Consider the following 21,186-nt stretch of genomic DNA (forward strand, 5'->3'; position numbering starts at 1 on the left):
ACGAATCCAAAAGTCTCTTTATTCTTTATTGCGTTTCTTCCGCAATTTATAGATACAAAGGCTTCAGGTCCTATGCCTTTTATCATTTTAGGAATTACTTTTACAGTAACTGGACTATTGTGGTGTTTATTTGTTACTTATTTCTCTTCATATGTCACAAAAAAATTAAGAGGAAATCAAAAGGTAGGAATGATTCTAAATAAAGTAACAGGAATGATTTTTATTGGTATGGGGTTAAAGTTGCTTCAAACGAAGGCTCCTCAATAAACCTGAATAATATAAAAATGCCCCCTTTCAAGAGATGTTATCTTTGATTTAAGCTAATTTCTATATACTAAAAAGCCCCTTCAAATTTGAAGGGGCTTTTGCTTGTTATTTTGGTTTATCTAAAAATTTATTTCATAGTTCATGATCTATGTGCCCTCCAATGATAAGGTCAAATCTTTTCAGTATTACATTTAGAAAACAAGAATAGAGGAATCTAGTTATACCAACTACATGCAGTCTAAGATATTTTTCAACTGAACATTTGGGGAAGAATGCGTTTCTTAACTTAATAGCGATGGAGTAGCACCCCATACCCATCAAGCTAAAAAGGAAAAACATCTCATAACAAAAAATTCTGCATCATTTAAACTCCGGTAACAATTCATATGGTCAAGAATGATTGAGCTAATAGATTTTGTTAGATTGCCATCATCTTTTTTGTAATAGAATAGATTCATTGCCGTTTCAGACCTATGTATTCATTCATAACCTAACAGTAAAAGGGGGAATGATTAAAGGTATGGCGTTTAATGATGAATTAATTTGTCAACAGTTTGCAAAAATTATCGGTGGTCAAGAAGGATTCGCCGGGGGAAAATGTGTGGTAACAATAAATCGAGATGAAATACTAGCTACAATCTTAGGAAAACGTTTCAAAGTAACAACTTCCTTCTCATTCGAATCAAGAGATAATAAAACTGGACGGGCATTATGTCTAGGCCGGGTAGCGCTCTTGCAGAAGGAAGTCAATGGATTTGTTGCTACAATTATTAAACAAGGAATAATTGTTTCGTCTATACACAATGAGTGGTTATATGATGATCCAAATTTAATTTACGTTAATATCGAAGACGTTGATGATCCGCTAAGTTTCGCAAGGAAAGTTAGAAGAGCTTTATGCCATTAACAAGTATCTTTCGTTAAATGAGTGAAGTATGTTGATTAGAATATTTCAGATTGTTGAATGGTTTTATACAGTGAAAGAAGACGTTCCATATTTGGAATGTCTTTTCTTGATGTTTTTATAATTTGAAAGACGAGGGAACGAACTTGGAGGGAGTATGGGAAGCATACAATAAATACATTGAGGGGGCATGTTTGAGAAGATTAAATCAATGGAAAAGGAAATGTTTTTTTATTCTGGGCTATGGACCTATCCGCCTGTTCTAATTAACTAAAAAAAGAACTTTCCCATACCGATTAGACTACTAAGCATTCCGATTCCATTCATGGTGCCTTTTCCTACTGTCAGTAAGTTTCCAAGCATTCCGGGCTGACCGTTACCTCCGTTATTCCCCCATCCCATGGGACTTACCTGTCCTCCCCATCCTGGAGGATTTCCAAAAATACCCCAGTTATTATTGGTATTAAAATTAAAAGCTTTGGCTGGTGGCGATAGTAAAGCGGCAAGATGACCTTGTGCGAACATCCCTGTATGATTGAATGGTTGGGCCCAAGGAAAGGGAGGTTTTTGAAAATTAAAACCTGCATGGCCTGGTAATGGAGTCCAATTAGCAGGATGTCCTTGGGGCATCATCCCTGCATAATGAATTGGCTGACCTAAAGAGAAGGGAGGAGGCTGGGGATTGAAACCCGTATAATTGGTTGGTGAATCCCAACCAAATGGATAGACTCGATAACTCCAATCCTCAGGAATCTTCAGACCATTCATTCCCTCAGCTTTAGTTATTTGGGGCTGTAAATATAATGCTGACGTTGAAATTTGGTTACTATATTGCTCCCCGTTTCCCTGTGAATTCAAATACCAATATTGGCTCATAAGCTTATTCCCCTCACTTTAAAAATGTAATGTTAGACTTAGCCTATGTAAAATTCCTTTTTATGGATGGTTACATAACTAGATTTACAAGCCCGTATTTAAAGGAATGGGTGTGTGGTCTTGTTGATTTATCCCGCTATTTGCGGGCAGTAAGACACCTCCACCTCAAAATTCAGCGAAAGCAAAGCAGCTAGATGGGGGGCTGCCTGTAAAACTCCCACTAATTAAAGTTTCACTTTATTTTAGAAGGGTATGTTTAGTTGCTCCTTTTATTTATTTCAGCCTAATTTAATTTTGGTTAACAAACGTGTTTAAATATTCATTCAAAATCTTATTTAAATGTTTATAAAGGTTTAATCAATAAAAAAGATATTAAAATGTTATGTTGAGCAAGTAGAATTGCTAAAAAGAGAATATCCATTCGAAGAGTTTGGCAAAATACTGCAAGGACAATGTATTCTTGTGCAGATATGCAAACGATTTAAACTAATCAATGGAATTTATATTGAAGGGGCAAATGAATATATGAGTGAAACATTACATAAAAGAAAACCACCATATTTAATGCTTGTAATCCTTTTTATTGGGGCATTTGTTTCATTTCTAAATAACTCGCTTTTAAATGTAGCCTTGCCATCAATAATGAAGGATTTAGACATTAAAGATTATTCAACGATCCAGTGGCTTTCTACAGGGTATATGCTTGTAAGTGGTATATTAATTCCGGCATCAGCATTTTTAATAACCCGCTTCTCCAATAGGAGCTTATTTATTACATCTATGGTGATTTTTATTCTTGGTACGGCCTTAGCGGCTTTAGCACCGAACTTTGGTTTATTACTTACTGGCCGGATGGTCCAAGCAGCAGGTTCTTCAGTCATGGGGCCTTTGTTAATGAATATTATGCTAGTAAGCTTTCCAAGAGAAAAAAGGGGAACAGCAATGGGGATTTTTGGATTAGTTATGATTACAGCTCCAGCAATTGGACCGACACTATCGGGTTATATTGTAGAGTATTATGACTGGCGTTTGCTTTTTGAAATGATTTTACCGTTAGCAATCATTAGCTTACTGTTAGGGATTTGGAAATCGGAGAATGTCATGAAACAAAACAAAAATGCAAAACTTGATTATCTCTCATTACTATTATCTTCTGTCGGTTTTGGCGGTTTGTTATATGGATTCAGTTCTGCAAGCTCCGATGGTTGGACGAATAAAGTTGTCTTAACAACCTTAATCATAGGCGCTATTGCCCTAATTACTTTCATTATCCGTCAATTAAAAATGAATGAACCGTTATTGGATTTACGTGTTTACAAGTACCCAATGTTTGCACTTGCGTCTGTAATTGCAATTGTCAACGCAGTGGCCATGTTTTCGGGTATGATTTTAACACCAGCTTATGTACAAAACGTCCGCGGTGTTTCGCCGCTGAGCTCTGGGCTGATGATGCTTCCAGGTGCGGTAATAATGGGGGTTATGTCACCAATTACAGGTAAACTATTTGATAAATATGGCCCTCGGATTCTTGGTATAGTAGGACTTTCCATTACAGCTGTTTCAACTTATATGCTGGCAAACCTGCAAATCGACTCTAGTCACATACATATTATTCTTATTTACACACTGCGGATGTTTGGGATGGCGATGGTGATGATGCCACTTATGACAAATGGTCTTAATCAATTACCAACTCGCTTAAATCCGCACGGTACAGCTGTTAATAATACAGCTCAACAAGTGTCCGGTTCAATTGGTACTGCTATTCTTGTTACGATTATGAATTCTGTAACAAAAACAAAAGCTGAAAGTCTAATGGCTAATGTAGATCCAACAACCTTCACTGAAACTACGAAGGCAATATTAACTCAGAAGGCTTTATTATCCGGAATTCAATATTCATTCTATGTAGCGCTTGGCATGAATGTTGTTGCACTACTATTAGTTTTTTTCGTTAAACGTGTAGATACAAGCGCGGAAGCTGTCGAGAGGTTAAATCGGTAGAGCAAAATAAAACTTTAGATAATGATGCCTACAAGTTTTTTTGCTGATTAGTTAGATAAGGAAGCTTTTATCTGGGCGTTATCAAATCAAAGAAACTTCCAGTGAAATTCACATTGGAAAATATGGACAGAGAATCAAGAAACAAAAGAAGCTGGAGGCATCTATGTATTTGAAGAAAAATAAGCGGAAATGCACAAGAACAGACTTCAAGCATCTGGTGTTAAAGAATTTTTAATACCAATGAAAAGCTAACTCAATTGAATCGTGGCTATGTTACATAATAAGGGATACGCAATCCGGGCAGTCATAAAAAGAGGGGGATTATTGCCCTCTTTTTTAAAATTCTAATTTGGTGTAACTAATAAAGCTATTAGGAGCAATAGTAATAGCAATAGCACATATTGAATTAGCTTTAAATGGAATCTAATTTTAAGGCAATCTAGCTAAGCCGATAATTAAAAGAATTTGAATTTAGTTAACGTCGTACTTAGAGTAGCACGCCATACAGAACAAGAACGCTACAATAAATGAAGAAATATCATTATCAAATTAGATATTTCTTCTATAATGTATGGAATGAATTTTGCCGTAGAAAAATAATAGGTAATTCATTTGACAATTAAAATGACCTACTTTAATATATATATGCCATAGCATATAATTAGTAAAACAAGCAAATTCACTGTGAATAATTGATATGTTATACCCTTTTATATCTTAATTTATCGAGGTGATATATGAATTTACATGATTTAATAGGCTATCTTGTTCATCGTACTGATGTGAAAATGTCCAATTATTTTACCAAGAGATTAAAGCCTTATGGAGTTACACCAGAGCAGTGGGGGATTATTAATGTACTTTGTAGCCAAAGGGGGACTACTCAAAAAGAGTTAGCAGAAGCTATTGATAAAGATCAAACTACTGTCGTAAGAATGATACAGTCAATGGAGAGAAAAGGGATTGTAAAGAAGGCTTTGAATGACCAAGATAGACGTTCACACAACCTTTTTTTAACTGAAAAAGGTGACGAGTTAAAGAAAACAATCTTGCCTGTAGTGAAAGACGCTCACCATTTGGTTACGAGTAATTTGAGTGAAGAAGAGATCAAATTATTACAATCATTATTAAACAAATTGTATGATACACGCTATTAATACTTGTTCCTTATTGATGCTATGTTATTTATAAGGAACAAACTCCGTTTTATATATGCTATAGCATATAATTTTGTTTGAAGGAATGGGTAGATAGCTTTATTTTGTATGATATGTGATTTAAGATCGATTTTTTGTCTAGTACTAGTCAAATTTCTATATTATATATGCTATAGCATATATTTTTTATCCCTTTAATATTGGAAAGGGGAATTTAAATTGAATCAACCTCAATAAGGTTAATCTCAGGAAATAGGGTAAAGGCAGTGGCTTCTATCTGAACAATACTGAGTTTTTATCAAATAAATAAGAAAGATGTGATTACTATTTTAATATTAATTAATATTGTAAAAGTTGTGTTGTTTCTGTTCTTTTTAATGACAGGTACGAAAATTATATCTGGGAAAATGGCAGATGAGTTCAAACGATTTGGTTTACCTTCGTTTTTTAACTTCTTAACTGGGGCTTTTGAGATTGTAGGAGCAATTGGAATGTTGATAGGAATTTGGTTCCCAATAGCAGCTTTATTGGCAGGGTTTTTGTTAGGCGGTACGATGCTTGCAGCTGCCTTAACTCTTATTGTATTAGCGAGAGATCCCTTTAAGAAAGCGATACCTGCGCTTGTTTTATTTGTCCTTAGTTTAGGGATAAGTTTGTATCATATTTTTTAAACACAGCCTAAAGCCGTTAAACTATATGCGTTCAAGTTGCTATCATTTTGTAATTATTTTATAAAAGGGTTTGTGAAAATGCGGGTGAAATTTCAAATGAGTGCAGGAATAATAGCAGCATTCATTTAAGGTATTACCTGCATTCGAATTGAAAAATATTGAAAATAGGAGTGAGTGAAAATGGCATATTTATTACAAATTGATTTTCCGTTTGAAGGTCCTTTTGGTGAAGAAATGGAAAAAGCATTTTGGGATTTAGCAAAAAGTATTAATGAAGAAGAAGGATTTCATTGGAAAATATGGACGGAAAATCAAGAAACAAAAGAAGCTGGAGGCATCTATGTATTTGAAGAAAAACAAGATGCTGAAAAATATGGAGAAATGCACAAAAACAGACTTCAAGCATCTGGTGTTAAAGATATTAGAGTAAGAATTTTTCACATCAATGAAAAGTTAACTAAACTGAATCATGGTTATAGTAAATAATAAGGGACATGGAATTCAAAAAAGAAGGGGATAATCCCTTCTTTTTTGAATTCTTCCTTTATGTCTTATTATGCTTAATAAAAAAATCCCTATATAGATAGGGATTCGTGTATTGGCATATAGTTCCTTGGAAAAGGTTGTACTAAGTCTAACATATGAGAGTTCTTACATTTGTGAAATTGACGTGAAAGTACTGTGAAAAAAGTTGTATTAAAATAGTTATTTGTAAAAGGGTACGCCCCTTACTGGGAGGTAAGGGGCACAGGAAATGCAAATTTATTTGTAATTTGCTAAGTTGATTATAACACATATACCCATCTATACATGTTACGGAATTATGAACAAAACTATAATTTTGTAACTAGGAGTAGTGAAGATTGTATGATTTAAGCTATTTTTAAATGAGTATAACAGAGAAAATGCAAGAAAATCCCTGATAACAGGTCCGTTTTTCTCATCAATTTGGGCCAAGGTGAAAGAAAAAAACAGGAGAACTACCTTATTTCTTTTTATTAATATAATAAAATGTAATTGCTAAATCTAAAGTAATGATAATAATTAGAAGTAATAAGTGTATAAGCGCATCAGTTTTCCCATGTTGCAAAGACTTTATAAAAAAATCCCATTCTGTTTCATAGGGAGGCTCTACCCAATTTCGTTGTAGTCCTAACACCATTCCATTTATGAAAAAGATAACACTTAATAGGATTCTTCCAACAAATACGGCAACTATTTTTAAATTCCAATGTTTTATCTTGATTATATAAAGGATTGGAAAGAGTATAAGTATCCAAAAAATAATAATATAGATTGTATTTACCATTCTCTACTCTCTACTCCTAACAAAATGATTGTTTTTAATATAGGTGAGTTTTCGGGTTGAAGGTATGTTTTATTGCTACTGATTGCGTACTTGCAAAAAAAAGAGCCGGAATTCCGGCTCTTTTTCTATCCCGCAAAAGCCTTCTAATTAAAGTCTTACTTTATCTCTCCGTCTCAAAAAACTCAATCCACTCTCCATCAGGACCAGCGAAGAATATGTAACGTGTTCCATCGGGTAATGTTTCAATTTCTTCTCCTAGTAAAAAGGTTACTTTGTGTTTCTTTAGTCTTTCGATTTCATCTTCTAATGAATCCACTTTAAAGCAAATGTGATGTACTTTTCCTTCTGCCGGAAGAGAAGAGTTGTAGCCTTCAATTAATTCGAGTATCGTTTCCTTCGATTCTTCCACACCTAAAAAAGCAAGTTTTAAGTCTGGGTTTGGATGTCCCATACGTTTAATGAGCTGTAAGCCGACTACTTCTTCATAAAATGAAATAGATGTTTCTAAGTTTGCAACCATAAGTCCAACGTGTTCGATTCTTCTAACTGGCATGTAGATTCCTTCTTTCTGAAAATTATACACAATATATTATTGAAAATTAAGAAAATAAGCAAGATAAAAACCTTACAAATTTTAGCGTCTTATATGGTATAGTGAGAAAGTATGTTTGGGGAGAAGGAAGGAGATTATACGATGAATACACCTACTCAAACTCCTTCATTATCGGAAACGATGAAAGAGTGGCATTATGCATTAGCGTATGAAATTAAACATTGGAAGACGATAGGTGGTAGTAAAATTTCTATCATTAACGGTCGTTTTTTATATACAGATTATGAAAGTACAGTATATGTATTTCAGCTTATTTCGGAAGTAAGCTTACCGGAAGGTTCACCGATTCGAATTGAGTTCGATGGTGAGGAAGCGACAGGGGAAGTATTATCTGTACATGGATTAGAAATAGAACTGAAATTAAATGATTATATACAAGGTGAAATACGCGAAGCTGTTTTATACAGTGAACCATGGCAACTTTTAGAACAGCTGCAAGAGCGATTGAAAGAGGCACGTAAAGATAAGCTAAAACGTAATCGTATAAAGCGTCTCGTTGACGGGACGAGCAGTCCAAAGCATATTGAGAAGATGAAAAATCCGAAAAATGAATTGGCGTATCGTTCTTTTTACAATCCGACAACGTACGTGTGGGGACCACCTGGAACAGGGAAGTCTTACAATTTATCACGTATTATTTCAGCTCATTATCAAAAAGGAAAATCGGTACTTGTGTTAGCTCATAGTAATGCGGCAGTAGATGTATTAATGAGTGAAGTAACGAAGCAAATTGAGAAGAAAAAGAAATGGACGCCTGGTGAAATTGTTCGTTACGGCTTTAGCCAACATGAACATATACGAAATCATGAAACATTACTTGCATCGAGGCTAGTAGAAACGACGAATGGATCATGGGGAGAGGAAAGGCTCTATTTAGAAGAAACACGCCAAGATCTTCGTGAAAAAATACTATCGTATAAGGCAACGTCTTCTGATAAGAAGCGTATGCAAGAAATAGAAAGTGAACTTCGAAAACAAAAAGCGAAAATTAAAGAAGTAGAAAAAGAATATATTGAAAATGCGAAAGTAATCGGTGCGACTTTATCGAAATGTGCAATTGATGCGCTTATTTATGAGCGTACATTTGATCTAGTTGTCGTAGATGAAGTGAGTATGGCATATGTTCCGCAAATCGCATTAGCTGCTTCTCTTGGAAAACGTATTGTCGTTTGTGGCGACTTTTTACAGTTACCTCCAATCGCAATGGCGAACCACGAACTCGTTCGCAAATGGCTCGGTGAAGATATGTTTTATCACGCAGGGATTGTTGATTCTGTAAATAAATCAGAAGTACATCCCAACCTTTTTATGTTGCAGGAACAAAGACGTATGCATGCGGATATATCTAAGTTTACAAACTCATTTATTTATAAAAATAGAGTGTATGATCATCCATCTGTTTCAGAGCGTCAAGAACTTGCGAAACTACAACCGTTCGCAAATGAGGCGAATGTTTTATTTGATACGAGCTTAATGGGAGCATTTTCTTTAAAAGACGCTGCTTCAGGTTCGCGTTTTAATATTATGTCTGGCTTAGTAGCGATGCAAATGATTTTAATTGGACTGTTAGACGGTGTTCAATCTATCGGTGTTGTTACGCCGTACCGAGCACAGTCTCGCTTTTTATCAACGTGTATTAGAGAACTGTTGCAGAGAACGAAATATCAACACGTACCAGTTTTAGCCGCAACAGTTCATAAGTTTCAAGGTTCCGAAAGAGATATGATGATATTTGATACGGTGGATAGTTATCCGCAAGAACGTCCTGGTGTGTTATTCTTTGATCATAAAAACCATCGTCTCGTCAATGTAGCTGTAACGAGAGCGAGAGGGAAGTTCATTCAATTATCAGATTGCCACTATATGCGTAAAAACTTGTCGAGAAAACAAGCGTTATCACAATTAACAGCTCATATAGAACGCCACGGAGATGTGTATGATCGCACGACATCAAGACAAGTGTGGGAGCGAAAAATTTCGAAACGTTTACGCTGGTTTATGGAAATGAATCTTGAGGAGCCGAAAGGACTATTAAAAGATATTTTAGCGGCAAAGCGAAAAATTATCATTTCACTTCCAAGTACAAGGCAAGTTGATAAACGAGTATGGCAAGCGTTAATGCGTACGAATGCACAAGTAACGGTATATAGTGATGGACCAGTTCCATTAAAAAATGTAAAGTTACAAAGGCAAAACAAATCGTTCCCGTTTGTATTAATCGATGATGAAATTTTTTGGGCAGGAGCACCGTTAACAGCTCAAATGATGTTTGAAGGTAGTACGGAATTTCCGTATATATGTGCAAGACTACAAGCACCTGAAACAATTGGTGTATTAAAAGGGTTTTTAGATATTCGGTAAATTCGGATAGGAATTCCTTGACTTTTAGTCGGAATAAACTTAGAATGAAAATAATTTAATACAATTTTATGAAAATTCTTATCACGAGAGGTGGAGGGACTGGCCCTACGAAACCTCGGCAGCGGATTCTATATGAATACTGTGCCAATTCCAGCAAGTTAACTTGAAAGATAAGAAAGAAGCTCATTTTGACTGTATATGCCAAAGCCTCTTTCTATCTTTTAGAAAGAGGCTTTTTTACGTGAAAATAAAGGAGGAAGAAAAATGGGAGCGACAGGAGTAACGTCACAAAGAAAAACAATTGCCCGGAGTATAGAAAGAAATAAGGAAAAGTACATAAAAACAAGTCATGATATTCATGCGAATCCGGAGATTGGTAATCAAGAATTTTACGCATCAAGAACGTTAAGTTTATTGCTAGGAAGTGCAGGTTTTCAGCTGCAACATAATATAGCTGGTCATGAAACAGGTTTTATTGCGCGAAAAAGTTCAGGGAAACAAGGACCAGTTATTGCATTTTTAGCTGAGTATGATGCTTTACCAGGATTAGGCCATGCGTGTGGTCACAATCTAATCGGAACAATTAGCGTTGCAGCAGCAATCGCATTATCCGAAACGCTTGAAGAAATCGGCGGGGAGGTTGTCGTGTTCGGGACACCAGCTGAAGAAGGGGGACCAAATGGCAGTGCGAAGGCGAGTTATGTAAAGGCTGGTTTATTTAAAAACATTGATGCGGCGCTTATGATTCATCCGAGCGGAAAAACAGCTCCAACGAGTCCGTCACTAGCGGTTGATCCACTTGATTTTCATTTTTACGGGAAAACAGCTCATGCAGCTGCTTCACCTGAAGAAGGGATTAACGCATTAGATGCAGTTATCCAGCTGTATAACAGCATTAATGCACTTCGCCAACAACTTCCGTCAGATGTGAAGATCCATGGTGTCATTACAGAAGGCGGAAAAGCACCTAATATTATTCCTGACTATGCAGCAGCGCGATTCTTCATCCGCGCAGCAACGAGAAAAAGATGTGCGGAAGTAACGGAAAAAGTAAGAAACATCGCGCAAGGGGCAGCATTAGCAACAGGTACAAAAGTGAAAATTCATCAATTCCAAAATGAAATCGATGAATTACTCGTAACAAAAACATTTAATGACGTCGTAGCTGAAGAACTAGAATTACTAGGTGAAGATGTGAACCGTAAAGAAAGAGTAGGCATTGGCTCAACCGACGCAGGAAACGTAAGCCAAGTCGTACCGACAATTCATCCGTACATTAAAATCGGACCAGACGATTTAATTGCGCATACGAATGAATTTAGAGAAGCAGCACGTTCAGAACTAGGAGACAAAGCGTTAATTACATCCGCAAAAGCACTAGCAAATACAGCGTATCGATTAATTACGGAAGAAGGGTTGTTAGAGAAGGTGAAGGAGGAGTTTAGAGAGGTGCAGAGGAATCAGGGATAGGTGTTTGTCAAAAAGATATAAAAAAGGAGTGGATTTACCACTCCTTTTTTATGAGATTTTTTAGGGAAGGCACATGCCCATTAATTTAAGGATTGTATAATGTGCGTAATGATAATAGGGTTATTTAATTTTGATGTAGAAAGGCTCTTTTTTTAAGTTGTTTAATTTTTACATTAACATATTGTTCATTATTTAACTTGAACTCAATACGTTCTATCTACTGGTAATAAGACGTTAGTAATGATTTATTAGTCCTTATGTTTTTCATACATCTCTATTTTTTTATTTAGTAAATCTTTACCCCAAACTTGCATTGCTTCTAATACAGGTATAAACTTTTTCCCCTGATCTGTTAAAGAATATTCTACCTTTGGTGGAACAACTTTATAAACTTCTCTGTGTACTAGCTCGTCCTCTTCAAGTTCTCTTAATTGTCTAGTTAAGATTCCTTTTGAGATACCAGGTAACATCCTCAATAATTCATTAAATCTAATAATTTCATTTTTGCTTAAATGCCACAAAATCACGATTTTCCATCTTCCTGCAATTGCATTTTGGGTAACTGTTAATGGACAAATTTCTTGCTGTATTTCTTCAGAAATCGATTCATCTTTATAACTAAAACGTGCCATAATAAAATCTCCCTTTTACTCTAAGTACTATTTTTATGACTATGTTATTAAATTGTGCCTACTTACATAAACCCTTCTTAAGAAATAGTATATGTAATGTATACAAAAATCAAAAATAACATTGTAGTGGAGGAGATTGTATGAAAGTTTTAGTAACAGGTGCAAACGGAAATTTAGGTTCTAAAATTGTTGAGTATTTACTTACCAAATTATCAGTTGAAGAAATAATTGTTGGTGTACGAGATGACAATTCTGAAAAAGCACTTAGCTATAAGGAACAAGGCTTAGAAGTACGTGTAACGGATTTTGAAAATCAAGAAACCTTGTTTTCAGCATTCAAAGATGTTGATCGTTTATTCATCATGTCAACATTTGGCGACTTTGATACAGTTATACGTCAGCATACAAATACAGTAGAAGCTGCCAAAGCAACAGGTGTAAAACAAATTATTTATCCAAGTGTTACGCGAGCAGAAGGAAATAACTTCTTTCTAGCAGGCATGCATAGAGCACGTGAAGTAGCAATTATTGAATCAGGTATTCCTTATGTGATTCTGCGTAACAACTGGTATGTGGAAAATGAACTTGGTACAATTCAAAGCTGTATGGCTGGTGCCCCTTGGGTGACTTCTGCAGGAGAAGGGAAAATCGGTTGGGTATATCGTCCAGATTTAGCTGAAGCAGCAGCGAATGTTTTGGTAGCCGATGGTCACAAAAATAAGATTTATGAACTTTCTGGTGAAAATTTAACACAACAGCAATTTGTTGGTACATTAAGTGAAGTATTAGGTAAAGAAATTCCTTTATTAGAAGTAGACGATTCTTCTTATGAAGAAATGTTAAAAGGTGCTGGAGTACCTGAAGCCTACCTTCCAATGTTAGTAATGACTCAAAAAGGAATTCGTGAAGGGGGATTAGAATCAACACATACCGATTTAAATTTATTATTACAACGTCAAGCTACACCATTAAAACAAGCATTGACACATTTATTAGTAAACACAAAATAGAAATAAATCATTTTCAGTGTTAAATAAAGTAGAAACAAACGTAAATGAAAGAGCCAACTCATGTGAGTAGGCTCTTTCATTTACTATATATTTACTTACATATTCACTTATCTAATGCCATCAGTTTAAACCAACTATCAAAATGAATAGAGAATATTCTGTGAAAATGATAAGGTTAGAATAGAACAGTTTCAGGAAGGCGGTTTAACGTATGATTTTTGAATTAAACAAGCCTTCTGTCGCAGTTGTAGAAAATGTAGGGTTTGCAAATGTGTTTAATTATGTAGGATATTATTTTTCATTTGAATAATTTAGGCGTGCCTTGCAAGCTTCTCATAGACTTACTTCTATTTCTAACTATGACCTATTATGCTTATAGGGGTATTGCTTCTTCTATTGGATGAGGTTTTTTGTAAATCAATTACATAATCGCCGAATCGTTTTATATGTCTACGATTCACAAAAGAAAGCATATGAGGTGTTCTAAAAATGAAAATACAAATTGTATTGTTTGATGGCTTCGGAGAGCTTGTCTCTTTCGCACCTTTTGAGGTACTCAAAAGAGCGATAGAAGAAGGGGCTCCATTTACGGTTGAACTAATATCAAGTGAACCAAAACAAGAAGTTACTACTTCGTTTGGAGTTACGGTCAAATTAAATGATTTTTTACGAATGGATAATCGTCCAGATCTGCTAATTGTACCTGGTGGTGGCTGGAATCATAAAGCTGAACATGGGGCACGAAAGCAAGCAGAGATTGGAACATTGACCGAAATGATTAGAGAGATGCACGACGAAGGAACAATCATTGCTGGAGTTTGTACAGGAGGTATGTTACTAGCTGCTTCTGGCATATTGGATGGTAAAATGGCGACGATGCACCATTTGGCGCAGAATGAAATAAGTGAATACGGGGCAGAGCTGCTTCTTTACAGAATTGTGGATCAAGGGAATATTATCACTGCGAGAGGAGTCACTTCAGGACTCGATTTGGGACTTTGGATCACGGAAAGGTTCGCAAGCTCCAAAATTGCAGCTGCCGTTGAATATAGAATGGAATACGAGAGGCGAGGTGTTGTTTGGGATTAATTTGAGTTCTTTTTTATTGGTGTAATCATAATACATTGAAGGATTAGCCTAATGGTATTCTCGAACAGAAGGAGTCCAGTCTCATGAAATATGTATCTCTAGGGGGACATAATGCAAGGCTCTTAGAGGAACATCTGAAAGTTTATTTTTATTGATAAGTAGAGGAAGAGCCAACTCGTGTGAGTAGGCTCTTTCGTTTATATACTATATTGCTGATTTTTCACAGTAATATCCTTTTGAAAAATCATAGAATGGATCATGTATTTTGTTTAATATCGATAATGATTTTCATTATATATTCGTAAATTCATAAAAACTAGTTTACAAATTTGCATCTAGCTTATATAATTTGACTTGTATAAAAAAGTTTCCTTAGGGAAACTTGGGTATGGATGTAAATTCATGTTATATTTTTTTGTTGAAAAGTTGCCTTTACGCAAAATAATTATACGTAAGAAAAAAAGAAGGGGGAATCCACAAAAAATGACTGAGGTTATAATTGTCAAAGATTTGTTTGTATCATACCAAGGGAATCAAGTGGTCCAAAATGTTTCCTTTAATATTGAAAAAGGAAAACTTGTTGGAATTATTGGTCCAAACGGAGCAGGAAAATCTACTTTAATGAAAGCTGTTTTAGATTTAATCCCAAATGATAAAGGTTATGTTCGGATTCTTGGAGAGGATATTCGAAGCATTAGAAAGTGTGTTGCGTACGTGCCACAAAGAAGTGATATAGATTGGGACTTCCCGATAACAGTTTTAGATGTGGTGCTAATTGGAACTTACCCATCTTTAGGCATGATGAAAAGACCAAAGAAAGAGCAGCGGGATTGGGCATTTGAATGTCAAAAAAAAGTTGGAATGGAAGAGTTTAAAAATCGACAAATTGGTGAGCTTTCAGGCGGACAACAACAACGTGTCTTTTTAGCGAGAGCGTTAGCACAAAAGGCGGAGATATTCTTCTTGGATGAACCATTCGTTGGAATTGATGTAACAAGTGAAGAGACCATTATTAAAATTCTTAGGGAGTTACGCAAAGAAGGAAAAACGATTGTTGTTGTACATCATGATTTAAGTAAAGCAGAATCGTATTTTGATAAATTACTATTATTGAATAAAAGCCTAATTCATTATGGAGAAGTACGACAAGTATTAGAACCAACTGTTATGTCAAAGGCATATGTGAATCAGGGCATATTATTTAATAATTCAGCGGGGGTACATTCATCATGAAGATTGTAGAATTTATAGATGCATTAATGCAGTACAGTTTTCTGCAGAAGGCATTATTAACTTCCGTTATGGTAGGAGTTATTTGTGGTGTAATTGGATGTTTTATCATTTTAAGGGGTATGGCGTTAATGGGTGATGCAATTTCACATGCCGTTCTTCCAGGAGTAGCACTGTCTTATATGATTGGTATGAACTATTTTATAGGTGCAGTTTTAACAGGGGTTATTACTGCAATTGGAATTGGATTTGTAAGTCAGAATAGTCGAATTAAACATGATATGGCGATAGGAATTATGTTTACATCTGTTTTCGCTGTAGGGATTATTTTAATTACCTTTATGAAGAGTAGTTCTGATTTGTACCATATTTTATTCGGGAACGTCCTATCAGTTCGTTCTTCTGATATGTGGATGACACTTATTATCGGAGTTGTCATTATTGGCCTTGTGATTTTATTTTACAAAGAATTACTTGTATCTACTTTTGATCCGACAATGGCACAAAGTTATGGATTACCGAACAAATGGATTCATTATGGCTTAATGATTCTACTTACAATGGTTACAGTAGCATCACTTCAAACTGTAGGAATTATTTTGGTGGTCGCTATGCTTATTACACCAGCGGCTACAGCGTATTTATTAACAAACCGTTTATGGATCATGATTTATTTAGCAGCAGGTATTGGTGCACTTTCATCTGTAGTAGGGCTATATTTTAGTTTCTCTTATAATCTTGCTTCAGGTGCAACAATTGTTCTTGTTGCAACATTCTTGTTCGGATTGGCATTCTTTTTCTCACCGTCACAAGGTTTGTTTTGGAGAGCTATCAAAATTAGAAAAAATAGAGCAGAGTTGTCATAATTGATTGGAGGATAAAGATGAAATTGAAAAATATTTTGTTTTCAATACTTTGTATTTTTGTATTTGCATTAACAGCGTGTTCTAGTAACACTAATGGAAAAGAAGAAGGCAGTGGAAAATTAAAAGTTGTAACTACATACTCAATTATATATGATATGGTGAAGCAAATTGGCGGAGATAAAGTCGAGATTCATAGTCTTGTTCCAATTGGAGCTAACCCGCATGAATATGATCCACTACCAAAAGATGTTATGAAAATGACAGATGCAGATATGGTATTTTACAATGGGCTAAACCTAGAAGAAGGTGGAGCTTGGTTTAAAAAATTATTGAAAACTGCAAATAAATCAGAGAAAGATGCACCGGTTTATAAGGTAAGTGAAGGTGTAGAGCCTATTTATTTAGAAACAAAGGGATTGGAAAAAGAACCAGACCCACATGCATGGATGAATATTAAAAATGGTATTTTATACGCTGAAAATGTGAAGAAGGCATTAATTAAAGAAGATCCTAAAAATAAAGAGTTATATACTAAAAATGCCGACAAGTATATAGCAGAACTTCAAAAGTTACATGATGAGACTGTGAACAGAATTCATCAAATCCCTGAAGAAAAACGTTTCTTAATTTCTAGTGAAGGTGCTTTTAAGTACTTTGGAAAAGCATATGGAATTAAGACAGGATACATCTGGGAAATTAACTCAGAGAATCAAGGTACTCCAGATCAAATTAGAGATGTTGTAAGTTTAATTCAAACAAACAAAGTTCCAGCTTTATTTGTGGAAACAAGTGTAGATCGACGTAGTATGGAAACTGTTTCAAAAGAAACAAACGTGCCGATTGCAGGGACAATTTTTACAGACTCACTAGGTAAATCAGGTGAGGATGGAGATACTTATTTGAAAATGATGAAATGGAATACAGATACGATTATTAATGGGTTACAAAAGTAGAATTTATCTATTTTTCGATGTAGCGTAACGATTGAAGTTTTATAAAATAAGAGGGGAAAGAGCCAACTCGTGTGAGTAGGCTCTTTCGTTTATATAATGCGTGAATCGCATCAATCCCTTTTATCGTACTTGAAGCCTTTAGAGTTACGTTATATATTTTAAATATAGAAACAAATTAAAATATCACATATACAAACTTTAAAAAGAGAATAAAGGAGTCATGAGATTGAAGAAGACAATGAAAGGTTTATTATGGGGGACAGGCTCGGTATTTGGTGCTTTCACAGCATTTATTACTTATGTGGCAATTAAGAATGTGAAGCATAAGGATGTTGAGAAATTGATGGTGACCAATAATAACGAGCGCGTTCTTAAAGTCGGGAAAGAGTTTAAGGTGACAACGTTTAATATTGGCTTCGGTGGTTTAGATAAAGATCAAGATTTCTTCTTAGACGGAGGAAAGGGTTCGCGCTCTAGTAGTAAAGAGCAAACAGAAAAGAATATCAGCAATATGCTGTCTTTCTTACAAAAGGAAGATTCTGATTTTATATTAACGCAAGAGATGGATGAGAAGTCACTTCGTTCATTTGATGTGAATCAGTATAAGGCATTTCAAGATAGACTGAAAGATCATGCGTCTACGTTTGGTGATAACTTTAATGTGCAGTGGGTGCCGGTACCAATTAAGAAGCCACACGGATATACGAACAGTGGACTTGGTTCGTTTTCAAAATATAAAGTAGAAGAAGTGACGAGATATCAGCTTCCTGGAAGAGAAATGTGGCTTCGTCAATTATTCGACGTAGACCGAGCGATTGTTGAGCATAAGGTTCCAGTTGATAACGGAAAATATTTACGAATGGTGAACGTTCATTTATCTGCATATGATAAGGGTGGAAACATTCGAAAGCAACAAGTTGAGTTTTTGAAAGAGTATATGAATAAACATTACATAAATGGCGATTATATTGTGCTTGGTGGAGACTGGAATCAACTATTATCTGATGTGCAGTTAAAGGATCCGAGGTTTAAAGAAGACTGGCCAGAGTGGTTAGTACAGTTACCAGAAGATTTCACTGATGGTGGGTTCCAGTGGGCTGTTGATGATACCGTTTGGACAGTTCGTGACAATGTGAAGAGCTATGTTGAAGGTGAGAACTTTGTTACGATTATTGATGGTTTTTTAGTCTCTCCAAATGTGGAGATTGTAAGCGTACAAGGGCATGATTTGAAGTTTGAAAACAGTGATCATAATCCGGTTAGTGCAGTGTTGAAGTTAAATTAGCAAGGGAAGAAATGGGTTATGTGTAAGAAGAGTGTAACCATATGTTGTCTGAAGTTTTATACAATATAAATAATCTTGGTTCATTCATTTCATTAACCGGTTCCTTACGTATAAGGTACCGGTTAATTTGTGTCACAGTTTCCTGAAATGATGGGGTGACCCTTCACAGTACAGTTGCTTTTTCTTCCATCAATTCCACAAATACATTTCGGATGGCTTCTTTTGTACAAACAACTCGTAAATCGCTATATATATTACGCAAGCAATATTCCATCTGAATTTTTTCAACACATTAAGAATATATGTCGGATATACGACACATCCATCATTTTTGATTATTGTTAAGAGTTTTATTCAAGATTATAATTTGAAATAAAATAAAACAACACGTTGTTCATTATTTCGCTTAGAAATGGGGAGGGAAGTTTATGAAGAATCAATTGTTAATTGTTGGAGCTGGACCAACTGGATTAGTTTTAGCTATTGGACTTACAAAACAAGGAATCCCTTTTAGAATTATCGATAAAAATAAAGGTCCGGGAGAAACTTCAAGAGCTATGGGTGTGCAAGCAAGAACATTAGAGTTCTATCGTCAGTTTGGGTTTGCAGATCAGGTCGTACAAAAAGGAATTAAATTTGTTAATATGCAATTTTATAGGAATACAACATTGAAGGCTAAATTTAACTTTGAGAATATGGGAAAAGGCCAAAGTCGTTATCCTTTTATGCTAAGCTTCCCACAAGATGAACATGAAAAGTTTTTAATTGAACAGTTAGAAGCTAAAGGGGTCCATGTAGAATGGAATACTGAGCTTGTATCATTTAATCAGAAAGATGACCATGTGAACGTCGTTACAATACAGAATGGTGTTGAAGAAAAAAATGTTTATAGTTATTTGTGTGGATGTGATGGTGCACATAGTTCAGTAAGAAAGGGATTAGACTTGAATTTTCCTGGTGGCACATATAAACAAACCTTTTATGTAGCAGATGTACAAACTGAAAACAGAGAAAATATTGGTTTTCAAATGAGGCTTTTTAAAGATGGATTGATGATTGTTATGCCGATTCGTACTTCTGGATCTTTACGTTTAATTGGAATAATACCTGAGGATTTAATGAAAGAAGAAAACAAAGAATCCGTTTTTTCTTTAATTGAACCATATATAAAGAAAAACACGGAGTTAAAGATTAGGAAATTGAATTGGTATTCAACATACAAAGTACACCATAGGGTAAGTGAACATTTTAGAAAAGGACGTGTTTTTATTGCAGGAGACGCTGGACATATACATAGTCCAGCAGGGGGACAAGGAATGAATACGGGTATTGGTGATGCAGTAAATTTATCATGGAAGCTTGGGGCCGTGATTCAAGGAAAAGCTGATGAATCTATTCTAGATTCTTATGAACAAGAAAGAATACAATTTGCCAAAACTTTAGTCGCAACGACAGATAGAGTATTTACTTCTATTGTTGGTAACGGCGTATGTAAAAAGTTCAATCGCCAATACTTAATTCCAGTTATTATCCCTAAGATGACTAAGTTTTCAATAGTTAGGAAAACGATGTTTAAAGTTGTTTCGCAAATACGGATTAACTATCGAAACAGTAAGCTCGCTAAAGGGAATGTAGGTAAAATTCATGGAGGCGATCGTTTACCATGGATTCCTTTTGATGATACAGATAATTTTGCACCACTTGAATCTTTTGATTGGCAGTTACATGTATATGGAGATGTAACTCCTGATTTAAGTAACTTTGCAAAAGAAAATAATCTTCTTTTGCATACATTCCCGTATAGTCAAGGAGTACAGAAAGCAGGTATTAAATTTGGTTCTGCTTTTCTGATTAGACCTGATGGTTATATCGCATTGGCAGATGAAACTCAAAATATAAGTAGTATGGAAGAGTACCTTAGAAAAAATAAATTAAAATTTAAATATAATATTTCAAGGTAATACGAAAATGTATTGCCGTTTAGTTAAAAGAAACTAGTTATCATTATTTTAGTTTAACAAGCCATTATAAAATTTTGCTTAGCGTATGAAATCTGCGTTTTGATGGTGCTACCCTATCGCTATCAAGTTAAGAAGAGCAAATACCCCCAAAAAAGAAAAATTGAGCCGAACTCTTATAAATAACTGTGAAAAGGTAAAATTTTTGTTATGGGAGGTTTCTCAAAATAGTAGCTTGATGGGCATGTGGCGGCACCTGTTTAAGGGAAAATATGGATAAATTCTAATAAATACTATATGATAATAAATGGGAGGGGATAAAAATGCTAGATCAAATCACTTGGGGAACGCCAGCCAGCTTATTATGCTTAGGATTCTTTTTTGCAGGGTTAGGAATCTTCTTAAGAAGTATTACGTCATATACGAAAAATAAATAAAAGTTCAAAAAAACACAAAATTTCCGTTTAGGGGATACTTTAAAATCTTAGGTTGATGGGCATGGGGTACCACCCCACATCCATCAACTTAAGG

19 protein-coding genes, 2 pseudogenes and 1 riboswitch are annotated in these 21,186 nt (G+C 35.2%); of the genes and pseudogenes, 17 read left to right on the forward strand and 4 right to left on the reverse strand.

What is annotated here, in order from left to right:
• The coding region (locus VK90_RS26495) for a LysE family translocator (protein ID WP_048376517.1) at positions 1–267 on the forward strand (267 nt) is incomplete at its 5' end.
• 508 nt (positions 268–775) lie between these two features.
• Positions 776–1,174, forward strand: a complete 399-nt coding sequence (locus tag VK90_RS26500; protein WP_048376519.1) for a DUF1259 domain-containing protein — start codon at positions 776–778, stop codon at positions 1,172–1,174.
• A gap of 267 nt (positions 1,175–1,441) precedes the next feature.
• Here VK90_RS26500 and VK90_RS26505 read toward each other — a convergent pair whose 3' ends face one another.
• Positions 1,442–2,047, reverse strand: coding sequence for a hypothetical protein (locus VK90_RS26505; RefSeq protein WP_025148611.1), 606 nt, complete (start codon positions 2,045–2,047; stop codon positions 1,442–1,444).
• Positions 2,048–2,572: 525 nt separating this feature from the next.
• Between VK90_RS26505 and VK90_RS26510 the strand changes: the two genes are divergently transcribed.
• From VK90_RS26510 to VK90_RS26525, 5 genes and pseudogenes are all read left to right on the forward strand, one after another.
• The gene (locus tag VK90_RS26510) at positions 2,573–4,051 is read left to right on the forward strand and encodes a DHA2 family efflux MFS transporter permease subunit (RefSeq protein WP_048376521.1); all 1,479 of its coding nucleotides are present in this window, start codon (positions 2,573–2,575) and stop codon (positions 4,049–4,051) included.
• Positions 4,052–4,162: 111 nt separating this feature from the next.
• Positions 4,163–4,332, forward strand: a pseudogene (locus VK90_RS30020) (YdhR family protein); the annotation flags it as partial.
• Between the two features lie 456 nt (positions 4,333–4,788).
• A complete protein-coding gene (locus tag VK90_RS26515; protein WP_048376523.1) occupies positions 4,789–5,208 on the forward strand; it encodes a MarR family winged helix-turn-helix transcriptional regulator in 420 nt (139 codons plus the stop codon).
• 320 nt (positions 5,209–5,528) lie between these two features.
• Positions 5,529–5,879, forward strand: coding sequence for a DoxX family protein (locus VK90_RS26520; protein ID WP_025148609.1), 351 nt, complete (start codon positions 5,529–5,531; stop codon positions 5,877–5,879).
• A gap of 180 nt (positions 5,880–6,059) precedes the next feature.
• Positions 6,060–6,365, forward strand: coding sequence for a monooxygenase (locus tag VK90_RS26525; RefSeq protein WP_002172610.1), 306 nt, complete (start codon positions 6,060–6,062; stop codon positions 6,363–6,365).
• A 499-nt stretch (positions 6,366–6,864) separates the two neighbouring features.
• On the opposite strand, the gene VK90_RS26530 is transcribed toward VK90_RS26525, so the two are convergent.
• The gene (locus VK90_RS26530; RefSeq protein WP_025148608.1) at positions 6,865–7,188 is read right to left on the reverse strand and encodes a hypothetical protein; all 324 of its coding nucleotides are present in this window, start codon (positions 7,186–7,188) and stop codon (positions 6,865–6,867) included.
• 160 nt (positions 7,189–7,348) lie between these two features.
• Positions 7,349–7,741, reverse strand: a complete 393-nt coding sequence (locus VK90_RS26535) for a VOC family protein (protein ID WP_002185477.1) — start codon at positions 7,739–7,741, stop codon at positions 7,349–7,351.
• Between the two features lie 111 nt (positions 7,742–7,852).
• Here VK90_RS26535 and VK90_RS26540 point away from each other — a divergent pair, with 111 nt between their 5' ends.
• Positions 7,853–10,162, forward strand: a complete 2,310-nt coding sequence (locus tag VK90_RS26540) for an AAA domain-containing protein (protein WP_048376525.1) — start codon at positions 7,853–7,855, stop codon at positions 10,160–10,162.
• A gap of 75 nt (positions 10,163–10,237) precedes the next feature.
• A riboswitch (SAM riboswitch) is annotated at positions 10,238–10,339 on the forward strand.
• Positions 10,340–10,426: 87 nt separating this feature from the next.
• Positions 10,427–11,632 (forward strand): M20 family metallopeptidase, encoded by a 1,206-nt coding sequence (locus VK90_RS26545; protein ID WP_048376527.1) that lies wholly within the window; start codon positions 10,427–10,429, stop codon positions 11,630–11,632.
• Between the two features lie 248 nt (positions 11,633–11,880).
• On the opposite strand, the gene VK90_RS26550 is transcribed toward VK90_RS26545, so the two are convergent.
• The gene (locus tag VK90_RS26550) at positions 11,881–12,264 is read right to left on the reverse strand and encodes a winged helix-turn-helix transcriptional regulator (RefSeq protein WP_048376529.1); all 384 of its coding nucleotides are present in this window, start codon (positions 12,262–12,264) and stop codon (positions 11,881–11,883) included.
• 140 nt (positions 12,265–12,404) lie between these two features.
• Here VK90_RS26550 and VK90_RS26555 point away from each other — a divergent pair, with 140 nt between their 5' ends.
• The 8 genes and pseudogenes from VK90_RS26555 (at position 12,405) to VK90_RS26585 (ending at position 20,658) form a co-directional block, all read left to right on the forward strand.
• Complete coding sequence (locus VK90_RS26555; RefSeq protein ID WP_048376531.1) at positions 12,405–13,274, forward strand: SDR family oxidoreductase; 870 nt, start codon at positions 12,405–12,407, stop codon at positions 13,272–13,274.
• 220 nt (positions 13,275–13,494) lie between these two features.
• Positions 13,495–13,584 (forward strand): annotated as a pseudogene (locus VK90_RS29600) (GNAT family N-acetyltransferase); the annotation flags it as partial.
• 179 nt (positions 13,585–13,763) lie between these two features.
• On the forward strand, positions 13,764–14,363 hold the full coding sequence (locus tag VK90_RS26560; protein ID WP_048376533.1) for a DJ-1/PfpI family protein: 600 nt from the start codon (positions 13,764–13,766) through the stop codon (positions 14,361–14,363).
• Positions 14,364–14,846: 483 nt separating this feature from the next.
• Positions 14,847–15,596 carry a metal ABC transporter ATP-binding protein gene (locus VK90_RS26565; protein WP_048376535.1) on the forward strand — a complete coding sequence of 250 codons (750 nt, stop codon included), beginning with the start codon at positions 14,847–14,849 and terminating at the stop codon, positions 15,594–15,596.
• Positions 15,593–16,459, forward strand: coding sequence for a metal ABC transporter permease (locus tag VK90_RS26570; RefSeq protein ID WP_002172600.1), 867 nt, complete (start codon positions 15,593–15,595; stop codon positions 16,457–16,459). Before VK90_RS26565 ends, VK90_RS26570 begins: the two co-directional genes overlap by 4 nt.
• Before the next feature lie 17 nt (positions 16,460–16,476).
• Positions 16,477–17,412 carry a manganese ABC transporter substrate-binding protein/adhesin MntA gene (mntA, locus tag VK90_RS26575; RefSeq protein WP_002172599.1) on the forward strand — a complete coding sequence of 312 codons (936 nt, stop codon included), beginning with the start codon at positions 16,477–16,479 and terminating at the stop codon, positions 17,410–17,412.
• Positions 17,413–17,632: 220 nt separating this feature from the next.
• Positions 17,633–18,697: an endonuclease/exonuclease/phosphatase family protein gene (locus VK90_RS26580; protein ID WP_048376537.1), complete on the forward strand. Its 1,065-nt coding sequence runs from the start codon at positions 17,633–17,635 to the stop codon at positions 18,695–18,697.
• A 428-nt stretch (positions 18,698–19,125) separates the two neighbouring features.
• The gene (locus VK90_RS26585) at positions 19,126–20,658 is read left to right on the forward strand and encodes an FAD-dependent monooxygenase (protein WP_048376539.1); all 1,533 of its coding nucleotides are present in this window, start codon (positions 19,126–19,128) and stop codon (positions 20,656–20,658) included.
• Positions 20,659–21,186: the final 528 nt, after the last annotated feature.

Source organism: Bacillus sp. LK2, assembly GCF_001043575.1.
Lineage (GTDB): Bacteria > Bacillota > Bacilli > Bacillales > Bacillaceae_G > Bacillus_A > Bacillus_A paramycoides.